Consider the following 11,698-nt stretch of genomic DNA (forward strand, 5'->3'; position numbering starts at 1 on the left):
CCCGCGCCGTATCCGAAATGATAACTTGCGGCTCGACAGTGGATCACCCGATTTCGACAACGACGCGACGGGGGATGACCAGCACATGTCTGACGAGGCCGCGGTAGTGGCGAACGGCTCGATGTCGGCGAGAAACGCCGCACCGCAAACAACCATTCCGAATGCGAAGACCACCGAAACGGCGTTCGCGCGATTACTCGGGGCCGCTGCCGACGCGCGACCGGAGCGCATCGCAGAAGCCGAGTACGGCCTCGAACGCGGCCCGGCAGCCACCATCGCGGCGTGCGTGCGAGACGGACTGTTGCACCCCGGCCAGGTGGCCGCGGACGCCGGGACGCGGATCTCGGCCGCGGAGCGGGATGTCGACGCGTTCAGCGTCCTTCGCGCCGAGCAGGCCATGGCCGAGTCGGTCGGCCTGATGGAGCGCGACGACCTCGACGTGCTGCCGCTGGCCGGTGTTCCGGTCGCGGTCGAACACGGCGTCGCGATCGCGGGCGAGCCGGTGCCATGGGGTACGGCAGCCGCCGCGGATCATCCGGTGGTGGCCAGGCTGCGCGCCGCGGGCGCGGTGGTCCTGGGGCTCGTCGCGGCGCCCGAACTGGGCCGGTGGGTGACCACCGCGGACGGCGAGCGCGTCGTCCGCAATCCATGGAACCCCACACGCAACGCGGGAAGTGCGGCCGGCGCCGCGATCGCGGCCGGGCTGGTTCCGGTGGCGCACGGCTGCGACGGCTTGGGGTCGGTGCGGGTCGCCGCCGCATGCTGCGGGATCTTCGGGATCAAGCCGGGGCAGTACACGGTCCCCGGTGCGGGCGCCTGGTCCGGCTTGGTCGAAAGCGGTGTGCTCGCGACGAGTGTTGACGACGCCGCGCTGGCGCTGTCGGTGCTGGCGGCGCGGCCCGACCTAGCCGAGGTGGATCCACCCCCCCGACTACGCATCGGTCTGGCCGTGGATCCACCCTCTGGCCTGATGCGTGTCGACCGGCACTGGACGGCGGCGGCCCGCAGAGCGGCTTCGGTGGCCGCGGCGGCGGGCCATCTGGTCGAACCGACCGCGCTACCGTATGGGAACGCTCTGTTCGCGGCATCCCTACGCTGGCTGGCCCTCGGCGCACGCGATGCCCCCGAACTACCCGAGCCCGACCAGCTATCGCGTAGAGCCCGCCGTCGACTGGCCCTCGGCCGGACAGTGCATCGACTGCGGCTCGCGCGCCCCGCCCAGATCGACCGGGTCGAGGCGCGACTACTGGAGTTCTTCGAGCGTTACGACGTGGTGATCACTCCCACGCTCGCCGCCCCGCCACCCACGGCGCGGGCCTGGCACTTCCGCAATCGACCGGCCACTCTGCTCGCCGGCGCGCGGTTCGCACCCTTCACCCCGATGTGGAATCTGGTGGGCTGGCCCGCTGCCTCCGTCCCCATGGGCATGCACCCTCGGTCGGGCACACCGGTGGCCGCCCAGCTCGCGGGACCGCCGGGCAGCGAATCCACTCTGCTGCGACTGTCCGCGCAGTTGGAGGCACGCCACCCGTGGCGGCGCACCGCGCCCGCGGCCCCGCCGGGCCGATTCAGACGCTGACCGGCGACTGCTGCGCGGCGAACCCGCCCTCCACGGCCCGCCCGGCGAACTCGAGGATGGTCGGCCGGTTGTCGTCGGCCCGCCATGCCACGGCGAGCTCGCACGGCGCGAGTCCCGACACGGGGCGCGCGGTCAGGCCGGGCCAGCGGTACATCGGCACGTTGTTCTCGGCGAGCAGGCACACGCCCAGGCCGAGACTCACGGCTTCCAGCTTGTCCTCGGCGGTCGCGGCCTCCGCGCCGATCTTCGGCGGACGGCCGCCGCGTCCGTCGTTGCCGAGCCAGAAGTCGCGCACCGCACCTGCCTCGGTGGGCAGGGCGACGAAGGGCTCGTCGAGCAGATCGGTGAACTCGATGGTCTCCGAGACGGCCAGCGGGTGGTTCTCCGGGAGCAGCACCCAACGCGGCTCGGTGCGCAGCACCTGCCACCGGTAGCGGCTCTGATCGGGCAGCGGCAACCAGACGAGCGCGAGGTCGGCCTGACGGCCGGCGAGCCCGCTGGAGGGATCGGTCCACGAGGCCGCGTGCAGCGCGAGGCGGTGTCCGCTCGCGCTCTCCAGGTCGCTGAGCAGGCCGCGGCCGAGAGCGGACTGGATGCCGACGCGCAGCACCTCGCCCGCCTCCTGCAGCGAGACGTTGGTGACCTCCCACAGCTCCAGGATCTTGCGGGCGCCTTCGAGCAGCTCCTTGCCCGCGACGGTCAGCGCGACACTGCGCTGGTTGCGGTCGAACAGGACCACGTCGAGCTGGCGTTCCAGCTGACGGATCTGACGCGACAGGGTGGGTTGAGCGATGTGCAGCCGCTGAGCGGCGTTGGTGAAGTGAAGTTCCTCAGCGACGGCGACGAAATACCGCAGATCGCGCAAGTGCGGGTCCATAGCCCCTTGCTATCAGAATCGGTCCGGAATTTCCAGCCTTATCAGGCCGAAAAGTTCGGATACTGGCGCCGAAACAGTCGGCAGGTTTGTTAGAGACAGCATATTGCTTCCGGTGGTGCTCCGCACTAGGCGGTTGGCGAATTTCCGGCATGCATCGAGCGTTTCCGGCCGCATCCCCGCAATTGGGCGGTTGACCAGCATGGATGAGGGCCGGTCGGGAGTGCGGGTGGCGGATAGTGGACGCCGCCGCGATTGCCGCCTGCGGGCTGAAAATTTGCCGCTGACCGGCTACGCGGTGTAAGCGACAGCTCGCGTGATTTTCCTCACAAGTTGTTCGTCACGTAGCCGGAGCGGCCGCACGGCGAAGCGCCGCGGCCGAAAGGAATCCCGGCCGCGGCGCCCTGGCTCGGCGCCGAGTTCACACCCCGCGGGCGCGCTCCTCGTACGCTTTGCGCTTCTCGGCGTCGACGTCGTCGAGGAAAGCCCGCCCGGACCCGAGCGCCCGGCCGATACCGTCGCCGAGCTTTTCCGGCAGCAAGCCGACGAACTGTGAGATGAAGCCGGCCACCGCGGTCACCCGCACCTTCGACTTCGGCCTGACGATCAGCTCGGCGACGGCGTCGGCGATCTCCTCCGGCTCGGCGGGGCGCAGCAGCTTGGGCGCGGTGACACCGGAGCCCAGCTCGGTGTTGGTCAACGTGGGCAGCACCGAGGAGAAGCGCACGCCGGTGCCGCGGTACTCCTCCCGCAGCGTGTCGGTGAACCCGAGCACCGCGTGTTTGCTGGCGTTGTAGGTGGCCAGCCCGGGGATGTGGGTCTCGCCGGCCAGCGAGGCGATGTTGATGATGTGGCCGCTGCCGCGCGGCAGCATCCGGCGCAATACCAGTTTGCACCCCAGGATCACGCCGTAGACGTTGATGTCCAAGATGCGCCGGGTCAGCGGGTCCGGCTCGTCGACCAGCTTGCCGGTCGGCATGATGCCCGCGTTGTTGATCAGCACATCGATCGGGCCGAGGGTGCGTTCCACCTCGTCGAGGAAGCCGTCGAACGAATCCTGGTCGGTCACGTCGAGCCTGCCGTAGAGCTCGAAATCACGCGCCGTCCCCGACTCCTTGACCGTGGTTTCGTCGATGTCGCCGATCGCGATCCGCGCGCCGAGGGCTTGCAGCGCGGTCGCGGTTGCGAGCCCGATGCCGCGGGCGCCACCGGTGATGACGACGACCTTGCCGCGAATCTGCTTCGCTTCGGTCACTTGTCGCCTCCTCTGAGCTTCAGCAGGGCCGGAACGTCGAGACGACGCAGGCCGCGCGCGCCCGCCGCGCGCATGGCGCCGAGTGCGAACAGCAGCTTCGGCATCGAATACGGGTACCAGAACAGTTCCTTCTGCTGGGTCGGCAGAATCGGCGTGGTGATCGCCTGCTGACGGCAGTACTTGCGCACACCGTTGGCTCCGCCCCAGCGGGCGCCGACACCGGAGAGGCCCCAGCCGCCCATCGGCAACGCGTAACTGAACAGGTTGGCGAAGACGTCGTTGATGTTGACCGCGCCCGCGTTCAGTTGCCGGGCGATCCGCTCCCCGCGCTCCTTGTCGCCGGTCCACACCGAGGCCGACAGGCCGTAGATGGAGTCGTTGGCCAGTCGAACCGCCTCGGACTCGTCGGCCACCTTCATCACCGGCAACGTCGGGCCGAAGGTCTCCTCGGTGACGCAGGACATGGTGTGGTCGACGTCGACGAGGACGGTCGGCTCGAAGGCGGTGCCGAACCCGGCCCGCTTGCCGCCGGTGAGCACCTTGGCGCCGGCCGCGACGGCCTCCTCGACGTGGCGCTGCACGATGGCCACTTGGTTCTCGTTGGCCAGCGCCCCGACGTCGTACTTCGAGTCGCGCCCGTCCAGCCCTTGGCGCAGCGCCTTGACGTTGGCGGTCAACTTGGCGACGAACTCGTCGTACACGGGCGCCTCGACATATACCCGCTCCACCGAGATGCAGACCTGGCCGGAGTTGAACATGCCGCCGAAGGCGATGCCGTGCGCGGCCCGGTCGAGGTCGGCGTCGGCCAGGACGATGGCCGGGTCCTTGCCACCCAGTTCGAGGCTGTAGGGCACCATCCGCTCCACACACGCGGCGGCGATCTTGCGGCCGGTAGCGGTGGAGCCGGTGAACTGGATGTAGTCGGCGTTGCCGACCACGGCCGCTCCGGTCGCGCCCGCGCCGGTGACCACGGAGAAGACCGGCGGCGCGCCGATCTCGGCCCAGCCCTTCGCCAGTTCGAGCGCGGACAGCGGAGTCACCTCGGACGGCTTGAGGATGACGGCCGCCCCGGCGGCGAGCGCGGGGAACACATCCATCACGGGCATGGCCAGCGGGAAGTTCCACGGCGTGATGACGCCGACCACCGGATAGGGCCGGTACACCGTGGTCAGTCGCTTGACCCGAGCCAGCGGACTGTGCGGCGACGGGTGGTCGTCGGCCAGGAACTCGGCCGCGCGGCGCGCGTAGTAGCCGATCAGGTCGGTCGCGAACCCCGGGTCGATCAGGGCATCCACCCGAGGTTTGGCGGTTTCCGACTGCAGCACGGTGGCCAGCCGGTCGGTATTGTCGATCAACCAGTCCTGGAACTTCAGCAGCCAGACTTTGCGACCTTCGGGACCGATCGCCTCCCACTCCGGCTGGTACAGCCGCAGTTCACGAACCTTGGCGGCGACCGCGTCGGCGGTCTCGTCCGGCACCGTGCCGACGACCTGACCGGTGCCGGGATTGCGCACCTCGATGACGGCGGGGCCGTCCTTCCGCGCGGTCGTTTCGTCTGCCCGCGCTTTCTCGTTCGCGGGCGCTGGTTCGGTGTTGGTCACTGCTGTTCTCCCACTGACGTCGTGTTGAACCGCGGTCTGCTGACTGCTGTGAGGCAGGCCACTGAACTATGATCGTGACACAATCCGAACAGACTTTCTTGGCCCATTCGGTCAAGTAGGACGGGCGAATTTGTTCCCTCGGAACAAACAGTGACGCGCATCCGCCGAGCCGAAGGAGGTGGCGATGAACGTTCGGCCATCTCCGGGCGCCGCCCGGCCGAGCCCCGCTCCCGACGAAGTGCGCGACTGGCTCGCCGAGTACGTCTACGAGACGATGCGCGCGGACACCCTCGAGCAAATTGTCGGCCGGCTCGACGACGTGATCATCGCGCGCATCCCCGAACTCGCCGATCGCGATATGCGCCGTGACCTCGCGGCCAGCACCCGCGCGCACGCGAGGATCGTGCTCAGTCGCCTGACCAGCGACACCTTCGAATTCTCGCTGCCGGAGGAGGCGCACGCCTTCGCACGCAGCGTGGCCAGGCGCGGATTCGAGCTGCGGTTGCTGCTGCGGGTCTATCACGTGGGCATGGAGGCGGTGCTGGACTACATGACCGAGGTCGTCGAGCAGCGGCAGGCGACGCCCGCACTCGAGCGAGTGGTGCTGCTGCGGCTGTTCGAGCGGGCCACCAAGTGGATGAACACCTCGGTCGAATTGCTCACCGACACCTACATGGAGGAGCGCGAGCAGGTCCTGCGCGCGGCGCTCAACCGACGCGCCGAGACCGTGCGCGCCCTGCTGGACGGGGACGACGTCGACATCGAGCAGGCATCGATGCGGCTGGGCTACCGGCTCTCCCAGCAACATCTGGCCTTCGTGCTGTGGACCGACGAGCCGACCGGAGAACCCACCGGTGCGGAGGCGGAGGCGACCGGACTGCTGGATCGGGTCGCGGCGCGGCTGGCCGCGGCGCTCGGCAGCGCGCGCGTGCTCACCGTTGCCTCCGGCGCCAGCGCGATGTGGGCGTGGTCGGGTTGGGACGAGGCGGAACGCGGCGCCGAGATCGCGGCGCCGGGACAAGTGGAGCGGCTGGCAGCGGCGCACGTCCAAGCCCCGGTGCGGGTCGCCTTCGGTGTGCCGGCCGGGGGGATCGCGGGCTTCCGCCGGAGTCATCACGAGGCGGTGGCCGCGCGGCAGGTCGCCGAGCGCGCACCCGTCGGCGGCCGACGGGTCACCGGGTATCGAGCGGTGGAGATCGCTTATCTCGCCGGCGCGGACGAAGCGGCCATGCGCGGATTGGTCGAGCGCGAACTGGGCGCGCTGGCGGGCCGGGATGCGAACGCCGCGCGATTGCGCGAGACGCTGCACGCCTATCTGCGCAGTCACCGCAGCCCGGAGGCGACGGCAAAAGTGCTGGGTGTGCACAAGAACACGGTCCGCTACCGGGTGCAGCGGATCGAACAACTCCTGGGATATCCGATCGAAGAGCGTGGCTTGCCGCTGGAGATCGCGCTGGTGTGCGTCGCCGTCTACGGCGTGGACGCCCTGCCCTGAATGCCCGGCTACTCGCCCGCCACGGCTTCGCGGGCGGCGATGCGGCGCAGCGGCGGCTCGGTGGGCGGCGCCACCCTGCGGTCGGGTAACTCGGCGAGCAAGGTGGTGGTCGCCTCGGCGATGGCCGCGACGGCCTTGTCGACGGCCGATTTGGTGGTCGAGCTCAGGCCGGACACGCCACCGACCTTGCGCACGTACTGCAGTGCGGCGGCATAGATCTCCTGCTCGGTTGCGGCAGGTTCCAGACCACGCAGGACGGTGATGTTTCTACACATGCGAGCACACTAGCCCCAGATCACGACCTGCGTCAGGGTAAGAAGTCATCGAACATTCGCCGCCATCGGTGAATACCGCGCGTTCGCCGGGACCGATGGGGAACAATCGGGGCATGTCCTCGCGCGGTGTACCCACCTTGACCACGTTTCCGTACGCGGAGCTGGACGAACGGGAGCAAGACCATTGGTCCGGCGCCGCGATCTCCGACGACGAACTGCGAGCGCTGGCCCTCGGCGCCTTCTACTCGGCGCGCTGGGACGCCTTCCACGACGCGCTGCTGCTCGGCCCCGAGCGCGCGCATCCCCTCGGTGACCGACGTGAGCTGGCCATAGACACCCTCACCGGAGCGTGGGGCATCACCGACGGTACCGAGGCGCAAGCATCGATGGAGCAGTTGCTGGGTGGCATGCACGCCCCGCTCTACGCGCTGGTGCACCCGCTGGTGACGGCGTCCATCAACGCCAGTGAGCGCGACCGTTTCGGTGAGCGGGCCGACCGGCATCGGGCGTTCCTTCGGCAGGTCGGCGCGTTCCGCGGGATGGACAACCCCGAGGCGCTGGTTCGTGACTACGACATCTGGTCGCAGGCGATCAAGATCGGATTCACCGACCATCTGGCCCGGCCGCTGCCCAGTGACATCCATGCCTGGGATCTGGCCAGGGTGGTCGCGGTGGCCAGGATGGCCTACACCGCCGGGTACCTCGATGCCGAGGTGGCTTGGAGCTATCTGGCGCGCGCCCTGCCGCTGGCCCAGAGCAAGTACCGCAACTGGCGTCAGTTCGGCGACGCCTACCTCACCGGCTGGACCTACTGGCAGGCCTGCGAGGACTTGGCGGAACTGAAGAACGGCGGCGTCGACCGCCGCAAGGAGTTGCTGCGGCTGTGGCTGCGCCCGACCAGCCCGTGGCGGCGGGTCGCGCTGAACTCAGTTCCCGTCGGGGAGTGAGCGCAGGATGCCGCGGCCGTAGCGCTGGAACTGCGCGTCGTCCACCATGCCGAGGGAGTGCCGCTCGACCAGCAGTTCCCACTCCGAATACAGCTGGGCCACACCAGGGTCGGCGAAACCCGCGGCGCCGTCGGCGGATTCCCGGCGCACCGCGAAGTTGACCGCGCAGGTGACCCGTTCGGTGTCGGCGTGGTCGGCGCCGGAGAAGTGCAGCGTCCGGCTGCCGTCGTGCACCTCGATGCCTGTCGCGCCGCGCCCGGGACCGATCTCGCCGCGCCCGGCGGTGGGCGTATCCGTGGTGCGCGCCCACAAGACCACGGGAATCGGGAGTTCGTGCGCGTACCGGTCGTCGCCGATCGAGATGAACAGCAGTCGCGCCGTCGTCGCGGCGAGCAGGCCGGAGCCGGTCCCCGCGGGCGGATGCGCGACCGCGATCGCGGTTTCCAGAACGTACTCTTCCGGCGTCACGTAACGATGCAGAGCCGCTATCGCCTGCTTCGCCTCGCGGCGCGGGGACATCCTGCGCGTCGCCCGATCGACGTCCGCGCGAGTGGGACCGCCGCGGCCCCAGGTGGGGGCGGGTGGCTGCAGATCCGGCGCCGCGATATCGATGCGCTGGGTGGCCAGGATGTGCGCGTTGATCCGGTCGATGATCTCGGTCGCCGCCGGTACGTCGTGCTCGGCGATCAGGACCGGCAGCGGGGTGCGGTCCGCGGGCACGCCGGTGAGCACGGGCGTGGGGTAACGCAGATAGATCTCGATGACGACGGCGTCGTCCGCGCGCCGGTTCAGCCGGACCTTGAGCAGGTCCGAGACCGGAACATCCAGTACGCGCTCGCCGTCGGACCCGGGCCGCAGGACGATCAACCTGCCGCGGCCGTGGCGCAGTATCGCTGTAGGTGTGCGTAACTCGACTATGTCCATACCCCCTGCGCTCGTGTCTGGTCTGCGGCGCTCCGGGGCTCTTCGTGGTTTGCGAGCTACCGCTTACGTGCCCGTCGCTCGCGCCGCCATGTTGTGTCGTCGCTCACGATAGGCCGAACATGCCATGATTGTTGCCACTTGGAGGAAGCCGGACCGGGAACATCGGGAACCACCGTCGATCCCCGGCCGTTTACCTCATTAACTGCACCTGCAGCCGAACTGCGCGATGTATCGAGTAGACCGTACGCGGTAACGTGGCATGTCCGCATCCGAACCCCCGCGGAACCGGACGCGCCAGACGCATCGCTAGGCAAGAACCGGAGACACCGGAAAGGACTGGCCGCCCCGGCCGACGCTCTATGAACCGCAAGACAGTGTTTCGCACCCTGGCCATAGTCTCGGGCATTTTGCTCGTGATCTATGCGTTCAGCTACTTCGGCAACGACACGCGGGGCTGGAAGAGCGTCGATACCTCGGTTGCCCTCAGCCAGCTCGAGAACAAGAGCAACGTCGAGAACGTGCAGATCGATGATCGCGAGCAGCAGCTGCGCATCGAACTGAAAGACGGCAACGACGCCACCAGCGGGCAGAACAAGATCATCGCGAAGTATCCGGGCGGCAGCGAGACCTCCGCTCAGATCTTCGACGCCGTGAAGAATTCCGGCGCGCCCTACAACACCGTGGTCAAGCAGGAGAGCTGGTTCACCCAGATCCTGCTGTTCGTGCTGCCCATGGTCATCCTGCTCGGCCTGTTCATCTTCGTGATGGCCCGCATGCAGGGCGGTGGCCGCGGCGGCATGATGGGCTTCGGCAAATCGAAGGCCAAGCAGCTGTCCAAGGACATGCCCAAGACCACGTTCGCCGACGTGGCCGGAGCCGACGAAGCGGTCGAGGAGCTCTACGAGATCAAGGACTTCCTGCAGAATCCGGTGCGCTACCAGGCTCTCGGCGCCAAGATCCCCAAGGGCGTCCTGCTCTACGGCCCGCCCGGCACCGGTAAGACGTTGCTGGCTCGTGCCGTCGCGGGTGAGGCCGGTGTGCCGTTCTTCACCATCTCCGGTTCGGACTTCGTGGAGATGTTCGTCGGTGTCGGCGCCTCCCGCGTGCGCGACCTGTTCGAGCAGGCCAAGCAGAACAGCCCCTGCATCATCTTCGTCGACGAGATCGACGCGGTCGGCCGCCAGCGCGGCGCCGGCCTCGGCGGCGGTCACGACGAACGCGAACAGACCCTCAACCAGCTGCTGGTCGAGATGGACGGCTTCGGCGACCGCACCGGCATCATCCTGATCGCCGCGACCAACCGTCCCGACATCCTCGACCCGGCGCTGCTGCGTCCGGGCCGCTTCGACCGTCAGATCCCGGTCGGCAATCCGGACCTCGCCGGTCGCCGCGCGATCCTGCGGGTGCACTCCCAGGGCAAGCCGATCTCGCCGGACGCCGACCTGGACGGCCTGGCCAAGCGCACCGTCGGCATGTCCGGCGCCGACCTGGCCAACGTGATCAACGAGGCCGCCCTGCTCACCGCCCGCGAGAACGGCGCGATGATCACCGGTGAATCGCTGGAGGAATCGGTCGATCGCGTCATCGGCGGCCCGCGCCGCAAGAGCAGGATCATCAGCGAGCACGAGAAGAAGATCACCGCCTATCACGAGGGCGGTCACACGCTGGCCGCCTGGGCGATGCCCGACATCGAGCCGGTGTACAAGGTCACCATCCTGGCGCGCGGCCGCACCGGCGGCCACGCCATGACGGTGCCCGAGGACGACAAGGGCCTGATGACCCGCTCGGAGATGATCGCCCGCCTGGTCATGGCTATGGGTGGCCGTGCGGCCGAGGAGCTGGTGTTCCACGAGCCGACCACCGGCGCGTCCTCCGATATCGATCAGGCGACCAAGATCGCGCGCGCGATGGTCACCGAGTACGGCATGAGCGCCCGGTTGGGCGCGGTCCGCTACGGGCAGGAGCAGGGCGACCCGTTCCTCGGACGCTCGATGGGCATGGGTTCGGACTACTCGCACGAGGTGGCCGGCGCGATCGACGAGGAGGTGCGCAACCTGATCGAGGCCGCGCACACCGAGGCGTGGGCCATCCTGAACGAGTACCGCGACGTGCTCGACGACCTGGCCACCGCGCTGCTGGAACGGGAGACCTTGCACCGCAAGGATCTCGAGCAGATCCTCGCCTCGGTGGAGAAGCGCCCGCGGATCACCGCGTTCAACGATTTCGGCGACCGCGTCCCCTCGGACAAGCCTCCGGTGAAGACGCCGGGCGAGCTGGCCGCCGAGCGCGGCGAATCGTGGCCGCCGGAGCCGGTGGCGCAGCCGGTGGCCGCCTCCGCGCAGCGCGAGCCGCAGACCTCCAACGGCTACCCGCCGCACGAGAGCGGTTACGGCGCGCCGCAGTACGCGCGCCCGGCCGCGCCCGGCTACCCGCTGCCGCAGGCGCCCGCTCCGGCGTATCCACGCCAGGGCACGCACGGTTCGCGGCCGGACTACGGCGCTCCGGCGGGATGGTCGGCCCCCGGCTGGCCGCCGCGGGACGAGCCGCAGCAGCAGGGTCAGCCCGGCTGGGGTGACCAGCAGCAGTCGCGGCCCGGCTACCAGCAGTGGGGTCCGCAGGGCACGCCGGAAGGCGGCTACGACCGGGACGGGTACGGCGACAACGGCGGCTATGACGAGCCGCGCCGGACCAACCCGAACGGCGAGGGCGACAACGGCGATTGGGATGGACCGAACGGTCGTCACTGAC

9 protein-coding genes are annotated in these 11,698 nt (G+C 69.1%); 4 read left to right on the plus strand and 5 right to left on the minus strand.

What is annotated here, in order from left to right; all coding sequences use genetic code 11:
* Positions 1 to 85 precede the first annotated feature (85 nt).
* Positions 86 to 1,579, plus strand: a complete 1,494-nt coding sequence (locus K8O92_10950) for an amidase (GenBank protein UAK34327.1) — start codon at positions 86 to 88, stop codon at positions 1,577 to 1,579.
* On the opposite strand, the gene K8O92_10955 is transcribed toward K8O92_10950, so the two are convergent.
* The 3 genes from K8O92_10955 to K8O92_10965 all read right to left on the minus strand — a co-directional run bounded on the left by K8O92_10955 (position 1,569) and on the right by K8O92_10965 (position 5,309).
* Positions 1,569 to 2,456, minus strand: coding sequence for a LysR family transcriptional regulator (locus K8O92_10955; protein UAK34328.1), 888 nt, complete (start codon positions 2,454 to 2,456; stop codon positions 1,569 to 1,571). The two genes, K8O92_10950 and K8O92_10955, sit on opposite strands and share 11 nt — an antisense overlap.
* A gap of 418 nt (positions 2,457 to 2,874) precedes the next feature.
* Positions 2,875 to 3,708, minus strand: a complete 834-nt coding sequence (locus K8O92_10960; GenBank protein ID UAK34329.1) for an SDR family oxidoreductase — start codon at positions 3,706 to 3,708, stop codon at positions 2,875 to 2,877.
* Complete coding sequence (locus tag K8O92_10965) at positions 3,705 to 5,309, minus strand: aldehyde dehydrogenase family protein (protein UAK34330.1); 1,605 nt, start codon at positions 5,307 to 5,309, stop codon at positions 3,705 to 3,707. Before K8O92_10965 ends, K8O92_10960 begins: the two co-directional genes overlap by 4 nt.
* Positions 5,310 to 5,493: 184 nt before the next feature.
* On the opposite strand from K8O92_10965, the gene K8O92_10970 reads away from it, so the two are divergent.
* Complete coding sequence (locus K8O92_10970) at positions 5,494 to 6,804, plus strand: helix-turn-helix domain-containing protein (GenBank protein ID UAK34331.1); 1,311 nt, start codon at positions 5,494 to 5,496, stop codon at positions 6,802 to 6,804.
* An 8-nt stretch (positions 6,805 to 6,812) separates the two neighbouring features.
* Here K8O92_10970 and K8O92_10975 read toward each other — a convergent pair whose 3' ends face one another.
* Positions 6,813 to 7,079, minus strand: a complete 267-nt coding sequence (locus tag K8O92_10975) for a DUF2277 domain-containing protein (protein ID UAK34332.1) — start codon at positions 7,077 to 7,079, stop codon at positions 6,813 to 6,815.
* 113 nt (positions 7,080 to 7,192) lie between these two features.
* On the opposite strand from K8O92_10975, the gene K8O92_10980 reads away from it, so the two are divergent.
* Positions 7,193 to 8,026, plus strand: a complete 834-nt coding sequence (locus K8O92_10980; protein ID UAK34333.1) for a DUF1266 domain-containing protein — start codon at positions 7,193 to 7,195, stop codon at positions 8,024 to 8,026.
* Here K8O92_10980 and K8O92_10985 read toward each other — a convergent pair.
* On the minus strand, positions 8,006 to 8,950 hold the full coding sequence (locus tag K8O92_10985) for a hypothetical protein (protein UAK34334.1): 945 nt from the start codon (positions 8,948 to 8,950) through the stop codon (positions 8,006 to 8,008). The two genes, K8O92_10980 and K8O92_10985, sit on opposite strands and share 21 nt — an antisense overlap.
* 359 nt (positions 8,951 to 9,309) lie before the next feature.
* On the opposite strand from K8O92_10985, the gene ftsH reads away from it, so the two are divergent.
* Complete coding sequence (ftsH, locus tag K8O92_10990; GenBank protein ID UAK34335.1) at positions 9,310 to 11,697, plus strand: ATP-dependent zinc metalloprotease FtsH; 2,388 nt, start codon at positions 9,310 to 9,312, stop codon at positions 11,695 to 11,697.
* Position 11,698 lies beyond the last annotated feature (1 nt).

This window comes from Nocardia asteroides (assembly GCA_019930625.1).
In the GTDB taxonomy this organism is placed as follows: Bacteria; Actinomycetota; Actinomycetes; order Mycobacteriales; family Mycobacteriaceae; genus Nocardia; species Nocardia sputi.

Bases quoted from the DNA above. Each gene is read 5' to 3' on its own strand.
- K8O92_10975 (UAK34332.1), bottom strand. From the start codon at position 7,079: ATGTGTAGAAACATCACCGTCCTGCGTGGTCTGGAACCTGCCGCAACC.
- ftsH (UAK34335.1), top strand. From the start codon at position 9,310: ATGAACCGCAAGACAGTGTTTCGCACCCTGGCCATAGTCTCGGGCATT.
- K8O92_10985 (UAK34334.1), bottom strand. From the start codon at position 8,950: ATGGACATAGTCGAGTTACGCACACCTACAGCGATACTGCGCCACGGC.
- K8O92_10950 (UAK34327.1), top strand. From the start codon at position 86: ATGTCTGACGAGGCCGCGGTAGTGGCGAACGGCTCGATGTCGGCGAGA.
- K8O92_10970 (UAK34331.1), top strand. From the start codon at position 5,494: ATGAACGTTCGGCCATCTCCGGGCGCCGCCCGGCCGAGCCCCGCTCCC.
- K8O92_10955 (UAK34328.1), bottom strand. From the start codon at position 2,456: ATGGACCCGCACTTGCGCGATCTGCGGTATTTCGTCGCCGTCGCTGAG.
- K8O92_10980 (UAK34333.1), top strand. From the start codon at position 7,193: ATGTCCTCGCGCGGTGTACCCACCTTGACCACGTTTCCGTACGCGGAG.